Source organism: Methylomonas defluvii, from assembly GCF_033949435.1.
In the GTDB taxonomy this organism is placed as follows: domain Bacteria; phylum Pseudomonadota; class Gammaproteobacteria; order Methylococcales; family Methylomonadaceae; genus Methylomonas; species Methylomonas defluvii.
In genome coordinates, this window is record NZ_JAXARY010000005.1 from 70,729 (window position 1) to 96,532 (window position 25,804).

23 protein-coding genes are annotated in these 25,804 nt (G+C 53.6%); 6 read left to right on the top strand and 17 right to left on the bottom strand.

Features of this window, described 5'->3' with window-relative positions:
• Positions 1 to 144 precede the first annotated feature (144 nt).
• Both QLH52_RS07090 and QLH52_RS07095 read right to left on the bottom strand, forming a co-directional pair.
• Positions 145 to 1,371, bottom strand: a complete 1,227-nt coding sequence (locus QLH52_RS07090; protein WP_319961055.1) for a PepSY-associated TM helix domain-containing protein — start codon at positions 1,369 to 1,371, stop codon at positions 145 to 147.
• 143 nt (positions 1,372 to 1,514) lie between these two features.
• The gene (locus QLH52_RS07095; protein ID WP_319961056.1) at positions 1,515 to 4,031 is read right to left on the bottom strand and encodes a TonB-dependent siderophore receptor; all 2,517 of its coding nucleotides are present in this window, start codon (positions 4,029 to 4,031) and stop codon (positions 1,515 to 1,517) included.
• 200 nt (positions 4,032 to 4,231) lie between these two features.
• Between QLH52_RS07095 and QLH52_RS07100 the strand changes: the two genes are divergently transcribed.
• Both QLH52_RS07100 and QLH52_RS07105 read left to right on the top strand, forming a co-directional pair.
• On the top strand, positions 4,232 to 4,471 hold the full coding sequence (locus QLH52_RS07100) for a CopG family ribbon-helix-helix protein (RefSeq protein WP_319961057.1): 240 nt from the start codon (positions 4,232 to 4,234) through the stop codon (positions 4,469 to 4,471).
• The gene (locus QLH52_RS07105) at positions 4,468 to 4,752 is read left to right on the top strand and encodes a type II toxin-antitoxin system RelE/ParE family toxin (RefSeq protein WP_033158290.1); all 285 of its coding nucleotides are present in this window, start codon (positions 4,468 to 4,470) and stop codon (positions 4,750 to 4,752) included. Before QLH52_RS07100 ends, QLH52_RS07105 begins: the two co-directional genes overlap by 4 nt.
• A 2-nt stretch (positions 4,753 to 4,754) precedes the next feature.
• On the opposite strand, the gene QLH52_RS07110 is transcribed toward QLH52_RS07105, so the two are convergent.
• The 8 genes from QLH52_RS07110 to QLH52_RS07145 form a co-directional block, all read right to left on the bottom strand.
• The gene (locus QLH52_RS07110; RefSeq protein ID WP_319961164.1) at positions 4,755 to 5,714 is read right to left on the bottom strand and encodes a FecR family protein; all 960 of its coding nucleotides are present in this window, start codon (positions 5,712 to 5,714) and stop codon (positions 4,755 to 4,757) included.
• 141 nt (positions 5,715 to 5,855) lie between these two features.
• A complete protein-coding gene (locus QLH52_RS07115) occupies positions 5,856 to 6,371 on the bottom strand; it encodes an RNA polymerase sigma factor (RefSeq protein ID WP_205451792.1) in 516 nt (171 codons plus the stop codon).
• A 161-nt stretch (positions 6,372 to 6,532) separates the two neighbouring features.
• Positions 6,533 to 7,783 (bottom strand): dicarboxylate/amino acid:cation symporter, encoded by a 1,251-nt coding sequence (locus tag QLH52_RS07120; protein WP_319961058.1) that lies wholly within the window; start codon positions 7,781 to 7,783, stop codon positions 6,533 to 6,535.
• Between the two features lie 556 nt (positions 7,784 to 8,339).
• Positions 8,340 to 8,663 (bottom strand): ferredoxin FdxA, encoded by a 324-nt coding sequence (fdxA, locus tag QLH52_RS07125; RefSeq protein WP_033158287.1) that lies wholly within the window; start codon positions 8,661 to 8,663, stop codon positions 8,340 to 8,342.
• A gap of 148 nt (positions 8,664 to 8,811) precedes the next feature.
• Positions 8,812 to 10,917, bottom strand: coding sequence for an elongation factor G (gene fusA / locus QLH52_RS07130; RefSeq protein WP_319961060.1), 2,106 nt, complete (start codon positions 10,915 to 10,917; stop codon positions 8,812 to 8,814).
• Positions 10,918 to 11,136: 219 nt separating this feature from the next.
• Positions 11,137 to 12,075, bottom strand: coding sequence for a ketopantoate reductase family protein (locus QLH52_RS07135; protein ID WP_319961061.1), 939 nt, complete (start codon positions 12,073 to 12,075; stop codon positions 11,137 to 11,139).
• Positions 12,072 to 12,764: a DnaA regulatory inactivator Hda gene (gene hda / locus QLH52_RS07140; protein WP_319961062.1), complete on the bottom strand. Its 693-nt coding sequence runs from the start codon at positions 12,762 to 12,764 to the stop codon at positions 12,072 to 12,074. Before hda ends, QLH52_RS07135 begins: the two co-directional genes overlap by 4 nt.
• 11 nt (positions 12,765 to 12,775) lie before the next feature.
• Positions 12,776 to 13,120, bottom strand: coding sequence for a DUF2069 domain-containing protein (locus tag QLH52_RS07145; protein ID WP_033158283.1), 345 nt, complete (start codon positions 13,118 to 13,120; stop codon positions 12,776 to 12,778).
• Between the two features lie 105 nt (positions 13,121 to 13,225).
• On the opposite strand from QLH52_RS07145, the gene QLH52_RS07150 reads away from it, so the two are divergent.
• The 3 genes from QLH52_RS07150 (at position 13,226) to QLH52_RS07160 (ending at position 14,565) form a co-directional block, all read left to right on the top strand.
• Positions 13,226 to 13,792, top strand: coding sequence for a YceI family protein (locus tag QLH52_RS07150; protein ID WP_319961063.1), 567 nt, complete (start codon positions 13,226 to 13,228; stop codon positions 13,790 to 13,792).
• A 94-nt stretch (positions 13,793 to 13,886) separates the two neighbouring features.
• On the top strand, positions 13,887 to 14,330 hold the full coding sequence (locus tag QLH52_RS07155) for a GNAT family N-acetyltransferase (protein ID WP_319961064.1): 444 nt from the start codon (positions 13,887 to 13,889) through the stop codon (positions 14,328 to 14,330).
• Positions 14,331 to 14,382: 52 nt separating this feature from the next.
• A complete protein-coding gene (locus QLH52_RS07160; RefSeq protein ID WP_319961065.1) occupies positions 14,383 to 14,565 on the top strand; it encodes a hypothetical protein in 183 nt (60 codons plus the stop codon).
• Between the two features lie 186 nt (positions 14,566 to 14,751).
• Here QLH52_RS07160 and QLH52_RS07165 read toward each other — a convergent pair whose 3' ends face one another.
• The 3 genes from QLH52_RS07165 to QLH52_RS07175 all read right to left on the bottom strand — a co-directional run bounded on the left by QLH52_RS07165 (position 14,752) and on the right by QLH52_RS07175 (position 18,804).
• Positions 14,752 to 17,109 (bottom strand): TonB-dependent siderophore receptor, encoded by a 2,358-nt coding sequence (locus tag QLH52_RS07165; RefSeq protein ID WP_319961066.1) that lies wholly within the window; start codon positions 17,107 to 17,109, stop codon positions 14,752 to 14,754.
• 103 nt (positions 17,110 to 17,212) lie between these two features.
• A complete protein-coding gene (locus QLH52_RS07170) occupies positions 17,213 to 18,169 on the bottom strand; it encodes a FecR family protein (RefSeq protein ID WP_033158279.1) in 957 nt (318 codons plus the stop codon).
• Positions 18,170 to 18,279: 110 nt separating this feature from the next.
• Positions 18,280 to 18,804 carry a sigma-70 family RNA polymerase sigma factor gene (locus tag QLH52_RS07175; RefSeq protein WP_033158321.1) on the bottom strand — a complete coding sequence of 175 codons (525 nt, stop codon included), beginning with the start codon at positions 18,802 to 18,804 and terminating at the stop codon, positions 18,280 to 18,282.
• 462 nt (positions 18,805 to 19,266) lie between these two features.
• On the opposite strand from QLH52_RS07175, the gene QLH52_RS07180 reads away from it, so the two are divergent.
• Positions 19,267 to 19,854, top strand: coding sequence for a Uma2 family endonuclease (locus tag QLH52_RS07180; protein WP_033158278.1), 588 nt, complete (start codon positions 19,267 to 19,269; stop codon positions 19,852 to 19,854).
• 70 nt (positions 19,855 to 19,924) lie between these two features.
• Here QLH52_RS07180 and QLH52_RS07185 read toward each other — a convergent pair whose 3' ends face one another.
• The 4 genes from QLH52_RS07185 to QLH52_RS07200 all read right to left on the bottom strand — a co-directional run bounded on the left by QLH52_RS07185 (position 19,925) and on the right by QLH52_RS07200 (position 25,577).
• Positions 19,925 to 22,306, bottom strand: coding sequence for a TonB-dependent siderophore receptor (locus tag QLH52_RS07185; protein WP_033158277.1), 2,382 nt, complete (start codon positions 22,304 to 22,306; stop codon positions 19,925 to 19,927).
• Positions 22,307 to 22,565: 259 nt separating this feature from the next.
• Positions 22,566 to 23,558, bottom strand: coding sequence for a FecR family protein (locus QLH52_RS07190; RefSeq protein ID WP_033158320.1), 993 nt, complete (start codon positions 23,556 to 23,558; stop codon positions 22,566 to 22,568).
• Positions 23,559 to 23,627: 69 nt separating this feature from the next.
• On the bottom strand, positions 23,628 to 24,155 hold the full coding sequence (locus QLH52_RS07195; RefSeq protein ID WP_033158276.1) for an RNA polymerase sigma factor: 528 nt from the start codon (positions 24,153 to 24,155) through the stop codon (positions 23,628 to 23,630).
• Between the two features lie 180 nt (positions 24,156 to 24,335).
• Complete coding sequence (locus tag QLH52_RS07200) at positions 24,336 to 25,577, bottom strand: PepSY-associated TM helix domain-containing protein (RefSeq protein ID WP_319961067.1); 1,242 nt, start codon at positions 25,575 to 25,577, stop codon at positions 24,336 to 24,338.
• Between the last annotated feature and the right edge of the window lie 227 nt (positions 25,578 to 25,804).

A 25,804-nucleotide genomic window follows, 5' to 3' on the forward strand; every position in this document is an offset into this window, starting at 1 on the left:
AACCCAACGCAGAATTAGCCCGGAAGAATATCTTCGGGGATAACTACAGCCCACAATCAAACTCAATTAATCGATGGTGAGGCTTATGCGATGGCGGACGCCAGCGAAAACCATAACTTACTCGCTGGCATCGGCCTCTTAAGCTTAATCCTGCAACACCGTTTTTTGCAGTCTGGCCCGGCGCTTTTTCAGCCAGATCACTACGCCCGTCACCGATAGCATCACGATCACCAGCCCCAGCAGGCACACAAAAATCCGGTAGGGCATGCCGAAGACGTTAGCCATGTGCAAGGCCCCCAACCAGTTAGTCACTGTGTTGCCGGCATACTGGCCGCGGGGCAGTAACAGCAATTTTTTAGCTCCGGTGGTTGCGTCGATTACCAAACGGGTAGTGCCGTGCTTGTCTTGTATATCCAGGCTAGTGCGCACCTGATAAACATAAAACCCTTTGGCCGGGTTATAGCGAAAGCCTGACGGAGACTGAATCACAAATCCTTGCTCACGCGCCGCTTGGTCCATCTGCTCGACGGCTATCCGGTAAGCGTCAGACCAGGCAATTGCTGGCTGCTCCAAGGGTTTGTCCGGATCAGGAAAATCGATCCAGGGTTCGTGATAATCGGTGAATACCGCCCGGGTGACCGGCGCGTAAACAGTATCCGCCAGATTCATATAAACGCTGGACCAGGCGAACACCAACAGCATGGCCCACACCCACAAACCACCGGCACGATGCAAATCAAAGTTTATGCGGAAGCGGGAACCGCGCGCTTTGATTTTCCAGGCCGGCGCCCAGCGTTGCCAAAACGAACGCGGCTTTCCGTGGACAGCCGGCGAGGTGTGTCGTTTTGCAACGGGCAGTGTCAGATAAAATCCCACGAAGCAATCCAAGGTCCACACCAGTGCGGTAATGCCCAAAATCCAGCCGCCGATTTCATCCAACGCCAGAGCATAATGCAGCTTGTAAACAAAGGGCATCAGGTTGATCCAGCCTTCGGAAATCGCTCCCCAAGTGCGGCGGCCCAGTTCTTCGCCGGTATAGGGATTGAGGATCAACTGGGTGAAGCCGAGTTCATAAGGTTTACCGTTAGCAGGATTGCTAAGGGGCTCCAGGTCAACATTCGCGGCATCGTGCTCCAGCCATATTGCCGCGACGCTAGCTTGCGGCACCAACTGTTCGGCCTTGGCTTTCAGCAACGGCGGACTCAAGCGCGGCGAAGCGGATGCCGGAGCGAATAACTGCGGACTGATCAGCTGTTCCAATTCGCTGTAAAACGCCAATAGACTGCCGGTCAAACCGACGATGATCAAAAACACCGTCATCGCCAAACCGGCATAACGGTGCACAACTACCCAAAAGGGGCGGATTTTCATAGCAGCTCCAGGATTTCCATTTCAAGCCGGCAAAGTGCCGGCCATCAGCGGATAAGACGTATCAGACAGTGAAATTCCCACCGGGCTAGCCTAAAAATTTTTGGATCGGGGTTGGAAGCCCGGAGCCGCTATGGCGTGAGGCATCAAAACTCTACCCGCACCGAACCCAGAAACGTCAACGGTTCGCCGGGGCGAATATTCAGCCGATTGCTGGAATGGTCGTAATAGGTTTTGTCGAGTAAGTTGTAGACATTGAGTTGCGGGGTGATTTTGGTGCCACCGTGTTTGAAACTGTAACTAATGCTGGCATCCCAACGCGCATAACCGGGCAATTGAAAGCTGTTGGCGTTGTCGCCCTGCCGTTGGCCGCGGACATAAACGCCGGTACCGAAGTTCAAGCCCCGCAAAAGGCCGTTGTCTATGTCATATTTGGCCCACAGACTGCCAGAATGGCGCGGTGCCGTGGGCAGTTGGTGGCCGGTGTTGCCCGAGTTCGTGGCAATGGCGTTGCCGTCAGCATCATAGATCGCCGCCGAATCCTTGGTGATTTTGGTATCGGTATAGGCATAAGTGCCGATCAAACTCAGGTTCTCGGTAACCCGGCCGGTTATGTCGAGCTCCACGCCACGGCTACGGGCTTCGCCCACCGCTACGCTAAACAAGGGGTTGTTGGGATCGGTGGCCAGCGTGTTTTGTTTAGTCAGATGAAAATAGGCCAGTGTGGAACTCAGGCGGCCATCGAAAAATTCGGTTTTAATACCGCCCTCGAATTGGGTCGCGGTCTGCGGTCCGAACGGTTGGCCGGACGCGGAGCGGCCGCCATTATTACTGCCTATGGACTCCACGTAATTACCGTATAGCGCCAGCCATTGCCAAGGCTGGTAGAGAATGCCAACCCGCGGGCTGAAAAATTCGCTACGGGTATTTTTCATCGAGATTGCGGCATGCGAATTCGACGATTCGCCGCTACCATTTTCTGCCCAGTCGTGACGGCCGCCGCCCAGAATATGCAGCTTATCCCACAAGGTGATTTGGTCCTGAAAATAGACGCCGTACCAGTTATCTTGGGATTTATAGTAAAAGTTTTTCGCGCCGGCCAACGCCGATAGATCGACGCCGTACGCCGGGTTGTTGATATTGATATCCAGGTCCGAATAAGTATCGGCATAGCCCGAAAATCCGCCGCCGTCCTGACTGTTAAAGCGATTTAAATCGAAGCCGACCAGTACGTCATGGTGGGCAAATCCGGTATCGAACTTGCCGGTCAAATCCAGATTGGTGCTGTAGGTCATCCGGTGTATGGGTGTATGCCACAGGCCGCGAGAAAGCGTTTGATTGTCATCAGCCAAGCTATCCGCCCAGAGTATCGATTGATGATATTGCGCGTCGATGTATTGGAAGCGGTTTTTCAACTTCCAGTCTTGGTTGAACTGATACGACCAATCGAAACCCAACAGCACCTTATCCTGAGTATTCGGGTTTTGGCGATTGAACACTGCATCGCCCAGATAGCGATTAATCGGGAGATTGGCCGGACGGTTGCCGATAGCCGGAATGCCGCTATCGCTACCGTCTTCCACCCAGGTATCGTGCTGATATTCGATGTCGAGATTGGTTTCGAAACGGTCGTTGGGACGCCAGGTTAGCGAAGGCGCGACAAACACATGCTCCTGATGCGCGAAATCCCGAAAGGTATCGTTGTCTTTGTATGCGATATTCATCCGATATAACAGCGATTTGTCCGCCAAGAGCGGTCCCGTCGCATCGACCGTGGTGCGGAAGAGGTCGTAAGAGCCGAATTGTTGTTGTACGGAATAATAAGGGGTGTCGAGCGGACGCTTGGTCGCCAGGTTGACCAAACCGCCGGGTTCGATGCGGCCGAATAAGATCGATGCCGGCCCTTTCAGGACCTCCACCCGATCCAGATTGGCGGTTTCCAGGTTGGTGATATAAGGTTGGCGCAGCCCGTTACGATAGGTGCTTTGCCCGGCATCGAAGCCTCGGATCGTGGCGTTGTCGTAAAAACTATAGCCCCCCGATTGCACGCCGCTGACGTTTTTTAAGGCATCGCCGACCGAAATTGCTTGTTGATCGTCCAGCACCGCGCGCGGAATCACTTGGATCGACATCGGCGTTTCCATGATGGGGGTATCGGTTTTGGTCGCGGTACTGGCGATGGGCCGATTGTAGTCGCGGCTATAAGGGTCCGTGAGGTCATACGCAGCCTTACCGGCCACCGTCACCGTCGGCAAAGTATTGGCGCCAGATTGCGGCTCGGGTGCGGCGGCTTTTTCCAAAGTCACCGTGCCGTTGCGGCTGGATTGCACCGCCACGCCGGTGCCCGCCAGCAATTTTCGTAAAGCCTGCTCCGGCGCATATTGGCCGGATACGCCAGGAGAAATAGCGCCGGCGGTCAATTTGCCGTCGGCCACCACTTGAATGCCGGATTTCAGCGAAAACTCCACCAAGGCCTTGTCCAGAGTCTGCGAGCGAATCCGGTAGTCGGCCGCTTGCTCGGCCAGGGCTGTCAAGGCCGGTTCCGCAGCTTGCGCGGCAGAGGATGCCGCCAGCGAAAGCAGCAACAGGCCGCCGGGCAGTCGCGCAGGTGTCTTGAATTTGCGCCGTGGCAAGCGGGTGGCGATAGGTCGTTGATCAGGCATTTGCATCTCCGCAAGATAAATCGTCGTCAGGGTTGCTGGGCAATTCGGCCCATTAACCATCAAGGACGATGGCTTAGCGCATATCCCTAGGCAAAATTAAAAATATTTCACCTCTACGCCACGCTGTATTTATTGTGTTAAGAAACGCGAGTCATTAAACTGGTATTCACGATGTTTTTCGAACAACGGAAGAAGCCGCCATGCCTGTTACCTTACAAGTAAGTCCCGAACTAAAAGCCCAATTGAGCGCGCTTGCCAAGCAAACTCATCGAGATGAAACGGAGCTAGCGAATCAAGCCATCGGCAATTTCATTGCGTGGGAAAATGGCATGCTGGATAAAATCAAGGAAGGGCTTGCTCAAGCGGACCGTGGAGATTTCGTTGACGACGCTGAAATGGCCGCGTTTTTTGAACAACATTCGTTGCCATCAATGAAATGAGACTCCGCTATACCCGGCGAGCCAAGACCGATTTGAGCGAGATATACGACTTTGTGGCTCAAGACAACCGCAATGCTGCAACACGAATTATTACCAAAATTCACGACACGCTGAATAGCTTACTCGCAAATCCTTTCATGGGCCGTCCGGGCCGTATCGACGGCACCCGAGAACTGATCATTACGCATTTTCCGTTCATTGTTGTTTACCGTGTACAGGATAAGGACATTCATGTGCTTGCCATTATTCATACGGCCAGACTTTGGCCGGACACACTCTAACTTTATCCCAGCAACACCCAATAATCGGCAATGCGCCGGGCCCGAATGCCGAAGGTTTGCTCCAGCGCGGATACCGCATCGTCCAACTTGTCGATATTAAACACCGCCGTGATTGGCCGATTTTCCAATTGCGGGTCCGTGACGATCAAACGGCCGGGGCGATAACGATTGATTTGCGCCACCACTTCGGCCAGCGGCGCTTGCACGAAGACCATTTGCCCTTGGCGCCAGGCCAATTCGCGCGCTATGTCGGCCGTGTGCTTGGCGGAGAGCCGGGCGCCTCGATAATGCGCCGACTCGCCGGGCGTCAAGGGTGTGATCTGGTCGGGGTGACTTTCGGTGCTGGTTTCCACCCGGCCCTCGGCGACGGTGACGGCAACATTTTCCGAACGGCGGCCGACGCTGAACGCGGTGCCGGTGACTCGGGCGCGGGCGTCGCCGGCCACCACCCAAAACGGCCGTTGCGGCGCGCGCGTTACTTCGAAAAACGCTTCGCCGCGCAGCAGCGTAATCCGGCGTTCAGCGGCGGTCATTTCGATGCCGACCGCGCTGTCGGTATTCAACAGCAGCCGGGAGCCGTCGGCCAACGTTACTAGGCGCTGTTCGCCGGTGGCGGTGTGATAATCGCTTTGCAGGTTTTGCAGAAGTGTCGATTGCGGGAGCACGGCGATCAAGCCCACACAAGCGGCCAAGGCCGCTGCCATGCTAGCGGTTCGCCGGCGTCGAGGACGCTTGGCGGTCAAGGGTGCCGCGGCTTGCCGGCGAACGGCCTTGGCGGGGGCTTCCAAATCCGCGAATAACGCTTGCACCGTGTCCCAGGCCTCCGCATGCAAGGGGCTGGCGGCCAGCCACGCGGCAAACCGTTCTCGCTCGGCGGCGCCGACATCGTCCGCGCGCAGCCGAAAGAACCAGGCATTGGCTTCGGTAAAGATGCGGTCGGAAGAGGATGCAATCGGGTTAATGGTGGGACTCCGGGTAGTCGGCGGCTAAAAGCTCGGTTGAAAGGGATTGTAAAGCAAAGCCCGAGCCGCTTCGACCGGGTATATTTTCAGCATGGATACTTGAATGGGGAGCGGCTGCGCCGAGAGCTATTTAAACAGCGCTCAAGTATTGGTCAAAAAACTTCGGCACAGCAGCAGCGCTTGGCGCAGATGATATTCGACGGTGCGTTCGGAAATATCCAGTCGCGCGGCGATCTGTTTGTAGCTCAGTTCGTCGGCGCGGTATAACAGAAAAATTTCCCTGGTTCTGTCTGGCAAGCTGGCGATGGCTTGTTGCAATTGTTCTCCCAGATATTGCCTGGCAACGATGTCTTCCGTGTGCGGTTTCGAGTCGGCTATGTCGGTATCCAGCGGCACCATCTCGCGATGTTGCTGGCGTTTGATGCCGCGCAGATGGTCTCGCGCCAGATTGGCGGCGATGGTAAACATGAACGCATTCAAATCCAGAATTTGCCGGGGCTCTTGTTTCAAAAACCGCAGATAGGTTTCCTGCGCCAGCTCCTCGGCCACTTCCCGCGAGCGGACCTGCCAATACAGATATTTTTGTAGTTGCGGGTGGCTGGCGTTGAAAAAATCGGCCAATTCCTGACTGGTGACGGCGTTGTGTGGTTGTGTCATGCCAAATCGAATTCATGCGAGAATTCAATTTTCAGCAAGCTACATGCCATGGCGGCGGAATGCCGGCAATATGAGGTGTTCCGGTAGCCGGGGTCGTTAAATTGGGGCTAAAAACTAAGGCATATGGCCAATCCTATGGGCGATATGACACAGTTGGTTTGTTAGTTTCGCTGCGGTTCGGGTTGGTCGACCAAGGCTGCAATCACCAAATCGCCGCTCACGTTCAAGGTGGTACGGCACATATCCAGAAAGCGGTCCACGCCCAAAATCAAGCCCATGCCCTCGGCCGGAATGCCGACCTGCTGGGTCAATATCATGATCAGCGGCAGCGAGCCGCCGGGCACGCCGGCCGTGCCAATGCCGGCCAATATAGACATCAATACCACTTGCACCTGCTGCGCCAGCGATAAATCGACACCATAAACCTGCGCCAGGAACAGCACGGTAATGCCTTCGAACAAGGCCGTGCCGTTCTGGTTGGCGGTAGAGCCTATCGTCAACACAAAGCGCGCCACTTCCGGCCGCAGTTTTAAATCGTGTTCCGCCAGTTCCAGCGAGCGCGGCAATGTGGCATTCGACGACGCTGTGGCAAATGCGTAGAGATAGACATCCCGGCATTGCCGAAAAAAACTCAGCGGCTGGATCAGAGTAAAAAAGCGCAGTAGCATGCTGTACACCACCACTTGCTGTAGCAGCAGACCGGTTACCACCACCAGCACGTAAAACCCCAAGGAAAACAATATGTGATGCCCGAATTTGAAAGTCGATTGAAACACCAGCGCAAACACGGCAATCGGCGCCAGTTTCATCGCGGTATCGACGACCAACAAGCAGGCGGCATAGGTTTCTTCCAATAAGCCAACCCAACGCGACGGCTTGTCACCATTGGTCGCCGCCAGCGCCGCGCCGAAGGCCAAGGAAAAGAACATCAACGACAACATCTCGCCTTCCAGTGCTTGAGTGGCACTGGCGAACGGATTTTTGGGGATGATCTCCAATAAGGATTGCACCACCGGCTTGGCTTGCGCCACGTTTTGCTGGATTTTATTCACGCCGCCGCTATCGCCCAACATCTGCGAAATATCCAGCCCCACCCCAGGCTGGGCCAGATTGACCAACGAAATCCCCACCGCCACCGACGCCGAACTGGCCAATAGGGTAAAAAACAAAGTACGCTGGGCCACCCGCGCCAATCCGTTATGATTGCTAAGTTGATACACCCCCAGCATCAAACCACTCATCACCATTGGCACCACGATCATGAAAATCAGCCGCAAAAAGACTTGACCGATGGGTTCCATCAAGTAGCGGTTAAAGATTTGCAATGCCTCGCTGTTGGCAAAGCCGTGGCAGACCAGTCCTGCGCACGCGCCCAGCACTAAACTCAGCAGTAATCGGTGGTGGTTTTTCATGACGGAATTAGAACAGTTAGCGGGGATGCTTTGATCTTAGGGGTTTTGTGGATGCTTTGCTTGATTTCTCGCCATGATGGGTTTTGGGTCGAATGAAAATGCTCTGACAATCGACACCACCCCCGCAGTTATTCGAGTCCGCATTTAGCGAGGTTAATGGCGGTGAACATGGCACCTGAATGACGGGAAACAACAAACCAATAAAACTAACGGGAGAAGTACCAAGCAGTCAGATGGAGAATGGGATCGGAAGGGGGCATAAATGGTGGTAAAAGTACCGCCGCTGTAAGTGACTCCGTAGCGAGTGTCGATGTGAATTATTAACTGCTAATAATGTAATCTTGGCGGGGTGTCACGAGCAGCCTAACGCGAGCAAAGTGCAATCCAATGACTACATCTTTTCAATGGCGAAAACGCGAGGGTCGTAGTGCGTAACCACGAAATACTATCGCTAACTTGCGGGATTAAGTGCTAGTGACTAGCGAGTGCTTTAACGCTGGGTTGAGCCCATGCCGGAAAGGCATGGGCTCGGTATTTCATTAATCAATGGCAGTTCTTACTTTTCCAACAACGCAAATTTACCGGGTTTGCCGTTCCATTCGTCGGCGTCTGGTAGAGAGTCTTTCACTTCCGTAATGATAGGCCATTGTTTGGCCAGTTCCGCGTTCAGCGCTGCGAAGTGTTCTTGGCCCTCGGGCAGTTCGTCTTCCGCGTGGATGGCGTTGGCTGGGCACTCGGGTTCACAGAGGGTGCAATCGATACATTCGTCGGGATCGATAACCAGAAAATTGGGACCTTCATGAAAGCAATCGACGGGGCATACGTCAACGCAGTCGGTAAATTTGCATTTGATGCAGTTTTCGGTGATTACAAAAGCCATATTGTTCTTCCAAGGTTAGGTAAATGAACAAGCTGCCGTGCATGGCGGAAGCTTTATGGTTAAAAATGCACCTGCCGCTTAACGCGGCAGGTGGCTGATCGGCAATATTAAGCAGAATAAGGGCCGACAAGATCAGCCCGTATCATGCTTATTTGTCTTTGTTACGTTCCTTAACTTCCTTGATCACCTCTTCCGCGACATTGCGTGGGCAAGCGGTGTAATGCGAGAACTCCATGGAGAACTGGCCGCGACCGGAAGTCATGGTGCGCAAATCGCCAATGTAACCGAACATGTCGCTCAGCGGCACGTCGGCTTTAATACGCACACCGGTAACACCGGCATCTTGCGATTTGATCATGCCGCGGCGACGGTTCAAGTCACCGATTACGTCACCGACATGCGCATCAGGTGTGAATACGTCCACTTTCATGATCGGCTCCAGCAATTGCGGACTACCTTTTGGGATCGATTGACGGTACGCGGCACGGGCAGCGATTTCGAAAGCGATGGATGAGGAGTCAACCGCGTGGAAAGCACCGTCGGTCAGAATGACTTTGAAGTCCAAGCACGGGAAGCCTGCCAACACACCTTTGTCGATACTGGCTTTAAAGCCTTTTTCGACAGCAGGCCAGTATTCGCGAGGTACGTTACCACCGGTCACTTGTGATTCGAATACGAAACCGCTGCCTGCTTCGCCTGGCTCGATGACGTAATCAATTTTCGCGTATTGACCGGAACCGCCCGATTGTTTTTTGTGGGTGTAGCTGTCTTCGATGCGTTGGGTAATGGTTTCGCGGTAAGCCACCTGTGGTTTACCTACGTTGACGTCTACACCGTGGGTACGGCGCAAGATGTCGACTTTAATGTCAAGATGCAGCTCACCCATACCTTTGATGATGGTTTCGCCGGATTCTTGGTCGGTTTCAACGCGGAAAGAGGGATCTTCTTGCACCATTTTGCCCAGCGCAATACCCATTTTTTCGTTGCTGCCTTTGTCTTTCGGTGCAATCGCAATGGAGATAACGGGATCCGGGAATACCATCGGCTCCAATGTGGCCGGTTTGTCGGGATCGCACAGGGTGTGGCCGGTTTGCACGTTTTTCAAACCAATCAACGCGACGATGTCGCCGGCTTGTGCGGTTTCGATCTCATTACGGTCGTTGGCGTGCATTTCCACCATCCGGCCCACACGTTCGGTTTTGCCGGTGTAGGTGTTCAATACCGAGTCGCCTTTTTTCAGCTTGCCGGAATAAACACGGACGAAGTTCAAGGCGCCGAAACGGTCGTCCATGATTTTGAAAACCAGCGCGCGGAACGGACGTTCTGGATCGACAATCGCGTGTTCGCCGGTTGGCACGCCTTCGATATCGGTTTCAGGCTGTGGGTTAACTTCGGTAGGATTCGGCAGGTATTCGATAACGCCATCCAACACCAATTGCACGCCTTTGTTTTTGAACGAAGAGCCGCAATAGGTCGGGAAGAAATCCATCGCGATGGTGCCTTTGCGGATGCAGCGTTTGATTTCTTCGATGGTAGGTTCTTCGCCTTCCAGATATTTTTCCATGATCTCGTCGTCTTGGTCCGCGACTGAATCGATCAGTTTCGCGCGCCATTCTTCGACTTGTTCCACCATGTTGGCTGGAACATCTTGGATTTCGTATTTCATTGGATCGCCGGAGTTATCCCAAACCCAGGCTTTGCGGGTCAACAGGTCGACCACGCCGACGAAATTATCTTCTTCGCCGATAGGCAAGGTCATGACGACCGGTTTTGCACCCAGTACGTCTTCGACTTGCTTGATGACGCGATAGAAATCCGCGCCCAATCTGTCCAGCTTGTTGACGTAAATGATACGAGAAACTTTCGAGTCGTTCGCATAGCGCCAGTTGGTTTCGGATTGAGGTTCAACGCCGCCGGAACCGCAGAATACGCCGATGCCGCCGTCCAATACTTTCAAGGAACGATAAACTTCGATAGTAAAGTCAACGTGGCCCGGGGTGTCGATGATGTTGAAGCGGTGTGGTTCAAATTGCTTGGTGCTGCCCGCCCAAGAACAGGTAGTGGCCGCTGACTGAATGGTGATACCGCGCTCGGCTTCCTGAGCCATGAAGTCCATGGTTGATTCGCCTTCGTGAACTTCACCGATTTTGTGGATTTTTCCGGTCAGCTTCAAAATCCGCTCGGTGGTCGTGGTTTTACCGGCATCGACGTGAGCGAAGATGCCGATGTTTCTGTAAAGCGATAGATCAGTCATGGTTATACTCTAAAAATGGACATAAAAACTTTTAAACCCCAGCACCATTGCCACGGTTGGTTGTGGATCACATAGCTGCTAGTCTAGCGAAGTATGCGGCCGGTCTTCGCTTTGCAAGGTCTGAGGCGAAATTCACACGGCTTCTTCAAAGACAGGGTCAATGAAAATCTTCACATTCTAACCGAAAAATAACAAAAAGCAGAATGTCAATTGTGTGAATTAGCTAAGAAGGCTATTAGAACGGATTTGCAGCTCCCGGAGTTGCATCAATACATAAAGCGACTGCAGGCAAGGACAGTCTAAACCTTGCCGCTGGGCGGCGCGCACCGCGTTGCCGAGAATGGCTTCGGTTTCCATGGTCTGTCCGCGTTCGAAATCCAGTAGCATGCTGGTTTTATAGGGCGGCATATCACGGGTCAGAGCAATGTGATTTTCGATAATATTGGCCGGTAGCGGGTGGCCGCAAGCCGCGGCAATACTGCAGACTTCCTGCATCACGCGGCGCACAAAATTTTCCTGATTCTGCAATATCGCCTGAGTTGCCAATCCGCCGGACAGTACCGATAGCGGATTAAACGGTGCATTCCACACACACTTTTGCCAGCGGCTGGCGACAATATCTTCACTAATCGCGCATTCGATGCCGGCTTGTAGGAACAAATCGCGCAAATGCGATGTTTTAGGTTCGTGGCTATCTGACAGATTACCCAGAATCAACTTGCCGTAAGCCAAGTGGCTAATCTCGCCGGGAGTCAGCCGGTTACAGCAAATAAATGCCAAGCCGCTGATTAACAGATTGTCCGGGAAAGCTTGCTGCAGCTCCTGTTCAATCTCGACACCGTTTTGGATCAGCACAATTACTGTTTGCGGAGCGACTGCATCACGAATCAGCGCAACTCGATCAATGTCCAAGGTTACCTTGCTGCATAAAATCAGGTAATCGGCTTGACCATCGTAGTTCGCGGCATCGCGCAATACCAGGCTAGGCATGAATTGCCAGCAGCCCAGAGCATGGCTTTTTATACGATACCCATGCTGTCTGATGACATCATAATCGGAGCGGCACACCACTGAGACTTCCGCGCCAGCCTTAGCCAACAGGCCACCGTAAAAGCCGCCGATAGCGCCGGCACCCACGATCAATACCTTGTTGTTCATGTTTCGTCAGCCAGGATCTGCTTTAAAAACGGAATGGTTAATTTGCGTTGCGCGGCCAAGGTGGCGCGGTCGATTTTTTCCAGAAGTAACCATAGCGCTGCTAAATCGTGAACATAATGATTCAGCAAAAATCGCCCCACTGCCGGCGGAATGTCGAAGCCCAAAAAATGGGCTTTATAAGTCAGCGCTTCGATTAGCTGATCGTCGCGCAAAGGCTGGATTTTTAAGGTCAGTCCCCAAGCCATCCGGGTTTTCAGGTCGGGTAAGTCAAAGCCCAAAAACTTTGGCGGGCAATCGGCAGCCAGCAGCAATTTATGATTGTTCTGCCGATGCGTATTATAAAAAGCAAACAGCGCGTGTTCCCAGTCGAGGTGGCCGGCCAGCGCTTGCATATTGTCGAAACAGACCAATTCCAGATCTTCCAGGCCGTCCAACAAGGTCGGTGCCGGCAAATGGTCGATGTCAAAAGCCAGATAGAACGGGTCTTTACCCGCCAGTTTGGCTTGCTGGCAACAGGCCTGCAACAAGTGGCTTTTCCCGCTGCCGGCATCGCCCCAGATAAAAATTTGCTGTTCCTGGCCGTTCTCTGCCAGGGCCTGCAACTGCGTGACGATTTCGGCGTTATTGCCGGGAAAAAAACTGGCAAAGGTCTGATCGTTCTGAAACTCGAATTGTAACGGGACTTGCATGCCGCTGGTGCTCAGGCTTTTTCCGCTTTGTAGACATACAGGCCGGCGCCGAAGCACAGCAGCAGGCTGAACAACACTTCCAGCAGCGCATAAGGCCGTTCTATTTGATTGACATAGGCTTCAGCGGCGCCATGCGCGAAATACGGTAGGCTCAAATAACACATCCAGGTGCAGCTTTTCAGGTTGCGGTTTAATAAGCCTTTAAACGGCAGCAATAGCGGTCCGGCCGAGATTAACAACAGCAAAGCAGTGGGCAACTTGTTCGATGGTGACAATAGCGTATGCCAAGCCATCATTAACAAAAACAGGCCGAAGAAGCCCATCAAGGCCGCGTAATAGTAATAGATTCGTTGCATGAGAGCGGCAAATGGCCAGAGTGATAGAGTTAAGCTGATCTATTATCACAAAGTCTCTGCAATAATGCAGTGTCGCTCGTTTTTTAACCCACAAAGGAGATAGTCATGATTCGAAAACTTTGCTCCATAACCGCTGCCGGCTTGCTGAGTTTTAGCGTGCTGGCCGCCGATAGCTATACCATCGATAGCCATCACACCTTCCCCAGCTTTGAAATCAGCCATTTGGGTTTTTCCACGCAACGCGGCCGTTTTAACGAAACCAGCGGCAAAGTAACGCTGGATACCGCAGCGGGCAAAGGCAGCATAGACATCAGCGTCAATACCGCGTCTATCAGTACCGGTTTGAAGGATTTGGAAGAGCATTTGCGCGGTAAGGAGTTTTTCGATAGCGAGCAATATCCGCTGATGGTCTTTAAATCTGACAAGCTCAGTTTTCAAGGCGAAAAATTGGTCGGTGCGGATGGCATTTTGACCTTGCACGGCATCAGCAAGCCGGTGCATTTGGACGTTGAGCACTTTTACTGCGGGATGAATGTCATCAGATTAAAGTACACCTGCGGCGCCGATGCGGTCGGCACGATAAAACGCTCGGAGTTTGGTATCGACAAATATGTGCCGGCAGTGGGCGATGAGGTCAAGGTGCTCATCCAGGTTGAAGCTGTTAAGGATTAAGTTGCCCAGCGCTTTGCTCAATGCCGAGCCAATCTTTACCTCGCGCCGAAATCGGGTGTTACACAACGCTTTTAATGCTTAGCCGGGGACGGGGATGGAAATAAGCTTAGCCAATGCGGCCGACATCCCGGCGCTTTGTCAGCTACTAGGCGAATTATTCAGTCAAGAAGCCGAGTTCCAGCCCGATTATGCGGCTCAACATCGGGGCTTGGCGCGCATCATCGCCGACCCAAACATCGGTCATATTCTGGTGGCGCGGCATGAATGCCAAATTGTCGGTATGGTGAATCTGCTTTACACCGTCTCCACCGCGCTGGGCGAACGGGTGGCCTGGCTGGAAGATATGGTCGTGTCAAGCGAGGTTCGCGGCCTAGGCCTGGGTAGCCGGTTGTTGGAACACGCGGTCGCGTTTGCCCGCCAAAATGGCTGTCGCCGGCTCAGTTTGTTGACCGACGCCGATAATCTGCATGCTCAGCGTTTTTACCAGCGACAAGGTTTCAGCGCGTCTCAAATGTTGCCCATGCGCTTGGTTTTTTGAATAACAGTGCCGCATTGCGCAAAAATGGCCCGTTTTTGTGGTCGGGGGCAACGTGCGGATGGGTAATGATGTTTATCCCGCTTTATCCCTGGGTTGCAGAAAAATGGCTGGCGACGATGTTTTTTCCATGTCGCCGGTGATCATCAAGGACGTGCTGCCGGCCCTGCTCAACAACTCGCCCGGTTTGTCGCCGATTACTACCCGGCCCTCAGCTCGAACGGAATGTTCGGGATAAATAGGGCCTGGTTAAGAGGATTTCGCTAAAAAATAACGTCCCGAATGACTTTTCCCGCCAAACCGTTCATGCTCGATTCGCATGGATGCAGGAGTGAGAGCAAGTGTCGAGAATTCAGTCGATACATGAACGGTTTGGGGTGGTGGATGCGCGGAGTTTTTCGTCCATCCTTATCCTTAGCGGCTTTTAGAACTCATATTTCAACGAACCCAATACGCTGATGGGTGAGCCGGGAATACTGGTGTGGCGTCCGCCCGACGTATTTGCGTAGTAATCCTTATCCAAAACATTATTGATGTTCAGCTGCAAAGTAAGCTCGTGTTGACCAATGCGAGGGCTATACGACGCCATCGCATCCACACGAGCATAGCCGGGCAACGAGCAGGTATTGGCGGTGTCGCATGGCCGGCTACCAACTGCAACAGCACCTAAGCCCGCTTTAAAAGTATCGGTAAACTGCCAGGTACCCCACAGGCTGCCCTGGTGCTCGGGTACATTCTCCAAGCGATTGCCTTTTAGTCCGCTGAAGCTTTGCACATAATTAACTTGGGTATAGGCATAAGTCCCCAACAAATGCAGTTGCTCGGTAATTTGCCCAGCCAGATCCAACTCAATACCTTTACTGCGGATTTTGCCGGCCAGAATCTGGTAGTCGGGATTGGCTTCGTTAGGATCGTCGGTTAGCAGATTGCTCTTGGTTAAATGAAAAAACGCCAGGGTCGATGAAAAGCGCTTGTCCTGCGACTCTGTCTTCAGGCCGATTTCATATTGCTTACCAATCTGCGGCGCAAAACTGGTGCCGCCGACGCTCACGCCATTGTTGCCGCTGAAAGATTTAGTGTAACTGCCGTAAATCGACAGCCAATCCTGGACTTGGTAAAGAATACCGGCTCTCGGGCTAAAAGCGTTGTCTTCCCGCTCTATCCGTCCGGCTTTGGCCGCATCCAGGGACGTAGTCGAGGCGATAGCGCCGGTGGTGACGTTGTCGTAGCGACCGCCCAACAAAATGTGCAGCTTATCAAATAGCGTTATCTGGTCCTGGGCGTATGCGCCCACCCACGATTCCTCGCGATAAAAGAATCTGTTGTAGGTCGACAAAGCGGCAAAGTTTACTTGCCCATAAACCGGATTGTATATGTTGATAGAAGCAGCCGAGCCATTTGCCGATGGTGCCTCGGTCGTGGCGTGAAAGCCGTCGACACCAACCAACAGGTTATGCTTGCTGCCCAGGAGGTCGAATTTACCGTTCAAATCGATGTTGCCGGAATGGGTCCTTACATCTTGTACACCCACGGAGGCGGAACGATTAAGAATGCGGTTGTTAGCCTGTAAGCCACCGTTGAAAATGGCCGGACCGCTTAGCGACCAATCCTTAAACAGATAACGCTGGGTGATTTTCCAATCGTCGTTAAAGCGGTAAGTCCAGTCGTAGCCCACCAGCGTACTTTCCACGGTTTGGCGCTGAAAGCCATCTTTTAGACTGCGGTCGAAGGGAATGGCTGCCGGGCGGTTGCCAATCGCGGGAATGCCGAAATCCGCGTTGAAATTATCATGTTTATATTCCAGCTCAAGATTGGTTTCGAATTTTTCATTCGGCCGCCAGGTAACGACCGGTGCCACAAACACGCGCTCGTTGCCGACAAAATCCCGGAACGACTGATTGTCCGTGTAAGAGCCATTGAATCGATAGAGCAGCGTTTTGTCGTCATTAATTGGTCCGGTGGCATCGACCAGGCTGCGATATTGATCGTAAGAGCCGAACTGTTGTTGCAGAGAATAGTAAGCAGTATCCAGCGGTTTCTTGGTCACATAATTCACCAAGCCGCCGGGCTCGATCCGGCCGTAAAGCACTGCGGCCGGGCCTTTTAATATCTCCACCTGCTCGATATTGGCAATATCGTAAATGTCTTGGCGATTGAACAAGCCATTGCGGTAGGCATCGCCAAAACCGGAACCGGCAAGGCCGCGAATGATGAAGTTGTCGTACAAAAATCCCCCGCCCGTGCGGCCCAATACGCCGCTGACATGGCCGTTTACTGCGTCGGGCAAGGTCATGGACTGTTTGTCCGCCAGCACGGCTTTAGGCACTACCTGAATCGAAACCGGGGTTTCCATGATTGGTGTATCGGTCTTGGTGGCCGTCGTGGCATTGGGGCGGTTGTAATCGGTATTGTAGGGATCGGTGGCGTTGTAAACCGTCTGACCGATAACATTCACCGGTTGTAACATCGTCGCGTCCTTGCCCGCCGCCTTGATCGATACCGAACCGTCACCGGCAATCGCAAAACTCAGGCCGCTGGCCGACAGCAGTTTACTGAGTGCTTCGTTTAGCGTCATCGTGCCTCGTAACGCCGGTCCGTTGCGGCCTGTCACACTATCGTGAGCGTAAAAAATTTGTACGCCGGATTGCGCCGCCAGTTTTGGCAACGCCGCCGCCAGTTCCTGGGCCGGGATGTCAAAGCTGTAGGTAGTTTCGGTTGCCCGCACTTCGCAGGCAGTGGCCAATAAGGCGCCGAGCAACGCTGGTTGTATTAAAAACTTCATCCATCTTCTCCTTTTGCTTGGGTTTCCAGAATGAAACGTACCAAGCCGAAAAAGACGCCAAAAATTATGGGAGGGGAAAACGCGCTGTGTGGTCTTAGCGGCCTCAGCGTCCGGCCAATATTACCTGTCCCGGCGAAGGCCGCTGAATATTGACCGGCAGCGTCATCGCGATCACATTCAGCGCGCCGTCGAGATTACCGATATGGAAGGTGCCGCTGACCCTTAGCTTGGCCAGGCTCGGGTCGGCCAGGGTCAAGCGCGTGTCGTGAAAGCGTTCCAGTTCGCTTAATACCTCATCCAGCCGCCGGTTTTCGAACACCAGTTGGCCGCGTAGCCAGGCTGTGATAGTGGCCGGTTTGTCTTGGCTTTCCAGAAAGTCGCCGCGCTGATCGTAAGCGAGTACTTGATTGGCGCTGATTTCCCGGCTGCCGCTCGTCACAATCTTTACCGCGCCTTCCAGCACCGCGACAGCGACCTGCCGATTTTGCAAGCGCACGTCAAACTCGGTGCCAATATCAACGATACTGCCATGGCCGGCCTGCACCTCAAACGGCTGTTGCGGGTTGTGGGCCACACTAAAAAATGCCTCGCCCTTGATCAATTCAACCGAGCGCCGCCAACGGTTGACTCGCAGAGTCAGCTCGGTATCGCCGCTCAGTTCCAAACGCGAGCCGTCGGCCAGGTGTACGGTTTGGCGGCTGCCGCGCTCGGTTGCATAGTGGCGAGGGTAGCCGTACCAGCCGTACTCGGAAAAAGTCGCTATGCCCAAGCCCAATAGCAGCGAAGCGGCTAACGCCAGCGTGCTAAGGCGGCGCGTTCGCTTGTGAGGTGCCCGGTAGCTCAGCGCTTGCCGACGCACCGGAAAATCCCGGCCCTTATAGCGATCCAGTTTGTTCCAACGGCTGGCCAACTGCTGATAAATGCGTCGCCGGTCTTCGCCTAGCGCCAGCCACTCTGCGAAGGCCTGGCGATCTGCAGGCGTGCAGGTAGCCGAATCCAGCCGCAGAATCCACTCTATGGCTTGTTGCTGCAAAACGGTTGAGGTCTGGATGTTGGGCATGTTAAACAGAGGACATTAGGTTGCGCTTGCCGAGCATTATCACGTAGCCGCCCAACATTTAAAATCCGGCAAATGAAGCGGTGAGAAAAACCGCTGCCCCGCCCATGCGCTTAGTCATCCAACGAAGCAAAGCGCAGCAGAACGTGTTGCGCGGCGATCCCGAGCAAACGCACGGAATTACGTTCGGAAACGCCCAGTCGCCGGCCAATTTCCTTGTGTGACAATCCTTCCAGCCGGTAAAGCACGAAAACGTTGCGGGTTGCCTCCGGCAATTCCTGCAAAATGCTGTTTAAGGCATGCAACTCCTGCTGCGAGGCTAATTTATCTTCCGGTAATGGCTCGGGAGTCGGTATGGCATGCAGTACCTGGTCGTCGCCGTTGATTTCGGCATGAAAACGGTCGCGGACGTTTTGCCGGCGATGTTGATCGACGCTGAGATTGGCGATCGTTCGATATAGAAAGGCTCTGGCATTATCGATTGACTCCGGTTCGGGGTGCTGCATCAGCCGCAAATACGCTTCCTGTACCAAATCGTCGGCAAACTCATTGCCGCTACGCAGGCCGGCAAACACCCGGAGTTCCTGGCTATGCCGCTGAAATAGCCGATCAAACAGCGATGGTTTGGATTTTGGCACTAACAAGACTCGGTGACGAAAAAGATAACGGTTAGGCAAACTACCAAGCTGGGCTGGACTTAACGGCATGGCAGCCGGACCAATTCCGGTTTGGTGGGGTTGATCGAACGGAATACCTCGCAAAAAACATTCCATCCGGCCGGATTCAAATCGATAGACAGGTTTTGGCTGCGATTAAACCGTTTGCAAACAGTAGCTTGAGTTACCCGTAACGGTGGTTGCTTGTGTTTGGGCGGCGGGAGTTTTTGTGGAACCGGGTGCGTTAGATCACGCAAAATGGCTTTTAGATACGCCAAATCACACAGGCTTTTTCCGCATTATCAATTTCAGGGGCAATTGCCGAGCGCGGCATGCTCAAACCTGAGCAATCCTGCTGCCGTTAGTCGAGAATTCCCCCTTGTATTCCCAGGCCAGGTCCCTAACAATATCTTCAAGCAACGCAAGCATAGTTGGGAGCGAGTCATGGCGTTACAGCAAGAGCAAGACAGTTTTTATCTGAGCGAAGAGGAGTATCTGACCACGGAGATCCATTCCGACGTTAAGCGCGAATATATCGACGGCCGGATTTATGCGATGGCCGGGGCCGGCTATAACCACAACTGTATCTCGGCCAATATTTTGGGCGAGTTCCGAAACCATTTGAAAGGCACGCCCTGTGCAACGTTCATGGCCGACATTAAAGTGCGGATGGGTAAGGATTACGTTTATCCCGATGTACTGGTGGATTGCAGCAAAATGGCCGGCGACGATGTTTTTTCCACTTCGCCGGTCATCATCGTCGAAGTACTGTCGCGCTCGACCCGCAAAACCGACACCACCACCAAACTGCTGCGCTACATCAATTTGCCGTCCTTGCAGGAGTATGTGTTGATAGAACAGGACATCGTTTCGGTGCAGGTGTTGCGCCGGAACAAGCACTGGCTGTCGGAATATTATTTTTTGGGCGATGCGGTGACTTTCGAATCCATAGGTTTGACCTTAAACGTGGAAGACATTTACGACCGAGTCGATAACCGTGATATGAACGAATTCAGGCAAGAAAAGGGTTGATCCGTCGTCGGTGTGGGCGTCATAAACGTAAGTCGGGTTAGCGCGATAGAGCGTAACCCGGCCTATGTGACTAAAACTCCACCTTTACCGAGCCCAAGAAAGTCCGGGGCGCACCAGGCATGGTTTGGTAAATAAAATTACCGTAACCGTTGCTGGATGCGATGTATTCCTTATTCAAAAGATTTTCTATGTTGAATTGCCAGGTTATACGGGAAGGTCCGGCTTTGTGCTGGTACTTCAACATCGTATCGACGCGGGTATAGCCGGGTATTTCGAAGCTGTTATCGACATCCCCTGAGCGCTTGTCAACCACGTATACACCTGCCCCGGCGCTGAAGCCCTGTGCCCCCAGACCTGAAAAATCATAGGTGGACCATAAACTGGCGGTATTTCTGGGGATATTCTCCAGGCGATTGCCGGCTTTGCCCACGCCGCTGAACGGAGACTCGTTGCCGCTGGTGACAACTGCGCCGATGTAGGTATAAGTGCCAATGATGTTCCAGTAATCGGTCAACTGCCCTTGCAAGTCGAACTCGATGCCTCGACTGCGTGCCGCGCCGATTGTGGCGTAAAAGCTGTTGTTAGGGGCCGGCAGTTGCGATTTGATATTGCTTTTGGTCAATTCGAAGAACGCCAGATTGGCGCGCAATTGTCCATCCAACCATTCGCCTTTCAAGCCAAACTCCATTTCCTTGGATTTTTCCGGGGCGAAGGCGGAACCGTCGATAGGCCGTCCGGCATTAAAGGCGTTGAAGCCATTAACGTAATTGACGTAAGCACCCAGCCACGGCACGGGTTGGTACAACAAGCCTATGCGCGGACTAAAGTTGTCGTCGTCGGTGTGATTAGTGGAAACGCCTTGCGCATCGTAATTGCTGTGCATGGCATTATCGAAGCGTCCGCCCAGCAATAAATGCCATTGATTCCATAACGAAATTTGGTCTTGAACGTAAATGCCGTACCACTCATTGACAGTATCGTTCTGTCCTCCTAGCGGCAGGTCCAGCAACTCGGTATATCCGTATTGCGGGTTGAAGATATTGATATGGGGAGCGGTCGCATAAGCGCTAAACAGATTTCTGTTTTTGGAATGGTAGTAATCCGCACCCAGCAAAACAGCATGTTTCAACGCTCCCGTCTCGAAGTGACCGGTTATATCCACGGTGCCATAGTGATTTTGAAAATCGTCGCTGGTTTTGATAAACCCTCTAGCCAAATTTCCCAAAAGATCGGTATTTTCATTCGAAGAAGTCTGCGCGGTTAAAAACGTTTGGTTATGGGTTGAATATTTTGCCCGCACTTTCCAGTCTTGATTAAACTCGTGGGTCAGGGTTAAGCCGCCGGTATAAGCCTCTTTGTCGGCAAAGTCGGTCGGTTCGTTGCCGGAAAAGTGAAATGGAATTTTGCCGGGGATTGCTCCCGACTGCTGCAAGCTGTAAGGGATGCCGGAATCGGCGACGTCTTTAACGTTCTGATACATAAAATCCAGATCCAGCCGGGTATGGTCGGTAATGTTCCAGCTTAGGCTGGGCGCTACAAAGTCGCGGGTGACCGGATGATTGTCCCTAAACGTCGCGCTGTCCAAATGCTCGTAATTCAGACGATAGGCCAATGCACCGTCTGCGGTGATTTTATTGGTGGCATCCAGCAGGGTGCGGTAAGTATCGAAGGAACCAAATTGCTGTTGAAGCGAATAATAAGCATCGGTACGGGGCCGTTTGGTGACGATATTGACCAGACCGCCCGGTTGGGCGCGGCCGTACAACATGGCCGAAGGCCCTTTAAGCACCTCAATGCGTTCGGCGTTAGCCAGTGAAATAGGCGTGTTGGGAGTTAAAACGCCGTCACGATAAATATTATTGGTGTTGGCGAAACCGCGAATATAGAGATTTTCGTCTTTGTCGTTGCCGAAGCCCCAGCCTTTCGCAACGCCGCTGACGTTTTTCAGGGCGTTTTCCAGACCGATGGCTTGCTGGTCGTCGATGACGGCTTTGGGTAGCACTTGTACGGAAATCGGGGTATCGAACAGCGGCGTATCGGTTTTGGTCCCGGTCACGGCGTTGGAGACTGAGTAATCCTTGTTGTAAGGATCGCTCGGGTCACTCGTGCCTTTGACTAACACAGCGCCTAACGTTGTCGCATCGCTGCCGGAGGATGCTGGTTTCAACGTCACAGTACCATCTGCGCCAATACTATAAGTCAAGCCGCTGCCGTTTATTAACTGACGGACCGCTTCCTCGACGCTAAATTCGCCTCGCAGCGCCGGGCTGGTCTTGCCGGCGGCGGATTGTTCGGCATACAGCATCGCTCTGCCGGATTGATTTGCCAGTTGTTGAAGCGCGGAGGCCAAACTTTGGGCGGGAATATCGAAATGGCGTTTGTCGTCCTCGGCGTAGGCTTGCGCCGAGATCAGCGCGATTGCGGTCGCCAGGCGTTTTATCGTCAATGTCATGCTCCATGTCTCCATTGGTTAAGGGGTCATGGGCATAGACGCAGTCGATCAAAAAAGCCGCCAGCAAAACGATAGTTTATTTTGTGACGACCGGCGTTAAGGGCGAATGATTGAGTCGGCCTTAGGTATGGCAGCTATTCCCGTTTGGGCTAGGCGCTTTGGCTGTGCTCGGGGCTGGTGTTGTCAACGCCCGTTGGGTCACGTCTTAAACGGGTATGTAGCCAAGCTGCATAAAGGCGAACAGTTTTCAAACCCCGAGTCAATCATTCGCCCTGCGCGATGATGCCGCTTCCAGCACGATTTCGCGCTCGCCGACATGTTTGACTTTGACCGGCAATAACATGGCAACCGCGTTCAGCATATTGTCCAGTTGCTCGGTGCGGAAGCTGCCGTTGACGCGCAGTTCGGCCAGTTTAGGATCGGGCAGGCGGATTTGTACGTCGTGATAACGGCCGATTTCCGCCAGCGCTTCGCCAAGAGGCCGGCCGCGAAAAATCAGCTGGCCCTGCCGCCAGGCGGTTACGGTGGCGATGTCGGATTGCAAGGCTTCGACGAAGCGCTGGTCATGGCTATACGCCAACTGCTGACCGGCGTGCAATTCGCGGCTGCTGCCTTGGCCGGTCATTTCCACCAAACCGTCCTGCACAGCGACGCTGACCCGGTCGGATTGTTTGTAGACATCGAATGCCGTACCGATGTCGCGCACGCTGACATTGCCAACATGCACGGTGAATGGCCTTTCGGCATCGTGAGTCACGTTAAAAAAAGCCTCGCCGCGCACCAGATCGACATGGCGCTGACGACGGTTGAAATGCACTCGCACCTCGGTGTCGGTGTTGAGTTCCAGGCTGGAGCCGTCTGCTAGCGTCACGGTCTGTCTTTGGCCCTTGCCGGTGCCATAGCTATGGGGGAATCCGTACCAACCTTGCGGCGAGAATAACGCCAGGCCGACGCCCAGCAAGACAATCGCGGCAGCGCTATAGCTTGCCCAACGCAGCCAAACCGGCTTGCGAGTAGGCGGCCGGTAACGCAAGGCCTGGTTGCGCGCCAGGAAGGCCTGTTGTTTGAAGGGTTCCATCCAGGCCCATTGCGCTTCAACCTGTTGGTAAGCCTGCCCATGCAGTGGATCGGCTGCCAGCCAATCAGCAAATTCCTGGCGGATTTGCGGGTTGCCGGGCGCATCGCGCAGACGCAGCAACCAGCTTATCGCTTGCTCGCGGGTCGCTTGGCTGCAAGATTGAATGCTGGTCACGCTGGTCTTCTGTTCAATTGAGTGGGGCAGCAGTTTACCGGACATAGGCATAGACGGGCTAGACGGCAATTACCGCCAAGCGTGCTCCGGTTCTTCGCTGAGCTTGGCGCTGATGTGCTGCATTGCCAGCATCACGTAACGCTCGGAGCAACGTACCGAAATGCCCAGGCGCTTGGCGATTTCGGCATGGGAACAGCCTTCTATGCGGTATAACACAAAGGCGTGGCGGCGCAATTCCGGCAGTTCGTCCAACCAGCTGGAGAATTTCTCCAATTGCTGATGAGTTTGCCAATAATGCTCGGGCGAAAGGCTTTGGTCGGCAACATGCTCGATGTCTGCGTCGGCTTCATCGAAGCGTGCGCGCGTTGCGCGGCGGCGATGCCGGTCAACCGTTAGATTGGCGGCGGTCTGAAATAAAAACGCCCGGGGGTTTTGAATGGTTTGCGGATCGGGATATTGCGATAAGCGCAGAAAAGTCTCCTGCACAATGTCGCTTACATCGGGCTCTCGCGGCCAACGGCCGCGTAAAAAGCTGCCGATTTCGTGCGCGTGTTGCAGAAACAGCGTGTGCAGAAATCCGGAAAGGTCTTTGGGCATTGGCGATTGTTTGCGGAGGGACAGCTGGCGCGAAACCAGCAATGTTCAGGCCATGACGCTGAAAACGATCTGAGGTAGCGGTTTGCGCCGACCGCTACGCTAGCTTGCGTCGGTGCTTGGTTATACCCACTGATTGAGCGCTGTGTGATATGCCGCAGTTTTTGAAAAAGTCGCGGCATATCACACGGCAAAATTTTTGCGGTTATTTTGGCCGGCTCTACGCTTTTGCCGCCAGCGGATCACGCCGGTGACGAATAGAACCGGACAGGCCAGACCGGTGATAAACACCAAAATCCGCCCGGTCATGCCGAAGGCCTGGCCGGAGTGCAAGGGCCATTGCCAGTGGGTGAAGATTTCACAGGCGGTAGCAGTCGGCAGGCTGGGGTCGTCCAGGTCCAGAATCTTGCCGCTGTAACGGTCGATCACCGTGCAGCGGCGCTGCAAAATGCTGCCTGGCGCATCGACGCCGTCCTGGCACACCGTATAGGTTTTAGTCGGTTCCGCAGCCCCATAAATCCAGTGCGGACGGCCTTGCGGATACTGCTTAAAGGCAATCGCCACCGCCTCGTCCATGCCGATGGCCGGTGCATTTGGATAAGGCGGTTTGGATTGAAACCCGTAGCGGTAAGTCACCGGCGAGAACAGTTCCAGCACCGGCACCACGTTATGCGGCAGCACCATGTAAATCCCTGAGAACAGCACCGGCACCATCACCAGTGCTGTGTAAAAACCGCTGGTTTTATGCAGATCGTAATTGAAGCGCACCTTGCCGGGCTTGGCTTTAATCGTCAGCGCTTGCCGCCATTTGCCGGTCAGCGGCCACCAGACGATGAGACCGGACAGGGCGGAAATGATCAACAATGCCGCCGAGACGCCGACGATGACGGTGCTGATGTCTTCGGACGGAATCAACAACGCATAATGGAGTTCAAACATTAAGTCTATGAAGGTATTGGGTAACCAATCATCCGAGTTCCTTATCAAGCGTTTGCCGGTAACGCGGGCGGTATAAGGATCGACATACACTTGCCAGTTTTGCACGACATTCTGGCTAATCAGCAGGGCATAAGAGCATTGAAAGGCGGCCTGCTGGTTACGGGGATAGGTGGCGAAGGTGGGTTTAGCAGGCGGCGGCATGACAGTTCGTGCGGCGGCGAAAATCTCCGCCAAAGGTTCGTAATCTGCGGTTTGACTGGGAGGAGCAACCGTCAGCAGTTCGCTGTTTAACCACTCGTCTATTTCGGCGTGAAACACCAAAATGCTGCCGGTGATGCCATAAATCGAAAGCAAAAACCCCAAAGTTAAACCCAGCCACAAATGCACTCCCAGCCAGCGTTTGCGGCGGGCTTTCAGGCGGGACAAGGCCGAATTTTGCGGATTCGCCGGAATGGTCGAGCGCGGTTGTTGGGAGATGGCGGTCATGGCGATAGTGAAAAGGTCAGGTAAACAGTGCGAAAACAAAAGGCGCCGATGCCTGAATAAGACGTTTAGGCCCCGGAAAATCCCAGTTCCATTTTGCCAGGACAGCGTAGGTTGGGGTGACGATAGGAACCCCAACACAACAACCTCAAAATCATCCTTCAGCTATCGGCAACAGAACATCAAAGATACCGGTAATTTAGAGTCCAAAAATGTTGGGGTTCGTTACC

Coding starts and splice junctions, on each gene's coding strand:
- QLH52_RS07100 (WP_319961057.1), top strand. CDS start 4,232: ATGCCTGTTACCTTACAAGTAAGTCCCGAACTAAAAGCCCAATTGAGC.
- QLH52_RS07115 (WP_205451792.1), bottom strand. CDS start 6,371: ATGACACAACCACACAACGCCGTCACCAGTCAGGAATTGGCCGATTTT.
- QLH52_RS07135 (WP_319961061.1), bottom strand. CDS start 12,075: ATGAACAACAAGGTATTGATCGTGGGTGCCGGCGCTATCGGCGGCTTT.
- QLH52_RS07105 (WP_033158290.1), top strand. CDS start 4,468: ATGAGACTCCGCTATACCCGGCGAGCCAAGACCGATTTGAGCGAGATA.
- QLH52_RS07150 (WP_319961063.1), top strand. CDS start 13,226: ATGATTCGAAAACTTTGCTCCATAACCGCTGCCGGCTTGCTGAGTTTT.
- hda (WP_319961062.1), bottom strand. CDS start 12,764: ATGCAAGTCCCGTTACAATTCGAGTTTCAGAACGATCAGACCTTTGCC.
- QLH52_RS07120 (WP_319961058.1), bottom strand. CDS start 7,783: ATGAAAAACCACCACCGATTACTGCTGAGTTTAGTGCTGGGCGCGTGC.
- QLH52_RS07200 (WP_319961067.1), bottom strand. CDS start 25,577: ATGACCGCCATCTCCCAACAACCGCGCTCGACCATTCCGGCGAATCCG.
- fdxA (WP_033158287.1), bottom strand. CDS start 8,663: ATGGCTTTTGTAATCACCGAAAACTGCATCAAATGCAAATTTACCGAC.
- QLH52_RS07155 (WP_319961064.1), top strand. CDS start 13,887: ATGGAAATAAGCTTAGCCAATGCGGCCGACATCCCGGCGCTTTGTCAG.
- QLH52_RS07180 (WP_033158278.1), top strand. CDS start 19,267: ATGGCGTTACAGCAAGAGCAAGACAGTTTTTATCTGAGCGAAGAGGAG.
- QLH52_RS07165 (WP_319961066.1), bottom strand. CDS start 17,109: ATGAAGTTTTTAATACAACCAGCGTTGCTCGGCGCCTTATTGGCCACT.
- QLH52_RS07185 (WP_033158277.1), bottom strand. CDS start 22,306: ATGACATTGACGATAAAACGCCTGGCGACCGCAATCGCGCTGATCTCG.
- fusA (WP_319961060.1), bottom strand. CDS start 10,917: ATGACTGATCTATCGCTTTACAGAAACATCGGCATCTTCGCTCACGTC.
- QLH52_RS07195 (WP_033158276.1), bottom strand. CDS start 24,155: ATGCCCAAAGACCTTTCCGGATTTCTGCACACGCTGTTTCTGCAACAC.
- QLH52_RS07145 (WP_033158283.1), bottom strand. CDS start 13,120: ATGCAACGAATCTATTACTATTACGCGGCCTTGATGGGCTTCTTCGGC.
- QLH52_RS07090 (WP_319961055.1), bottom strand. CDS start 1,371: ATGAAAATCCGCCCCTTTTGGGTAGTTGTGCACCGTTATGCCGGTTTG.
- QLH52_RS07095 (WP_319961056.1), bottom strand. CDS start 4,031: ATGCCTGATCAACGACCTATCGCCACCCGCTTGCCACGGCGCAAATTC.
- QLH52_RS07170 (WP_033158279.1), bottom strand. CDS start 18,169: ATGCCCAACATCCAGACCTCAACCGTTTTGCAGCAACAAGCCATAGAG.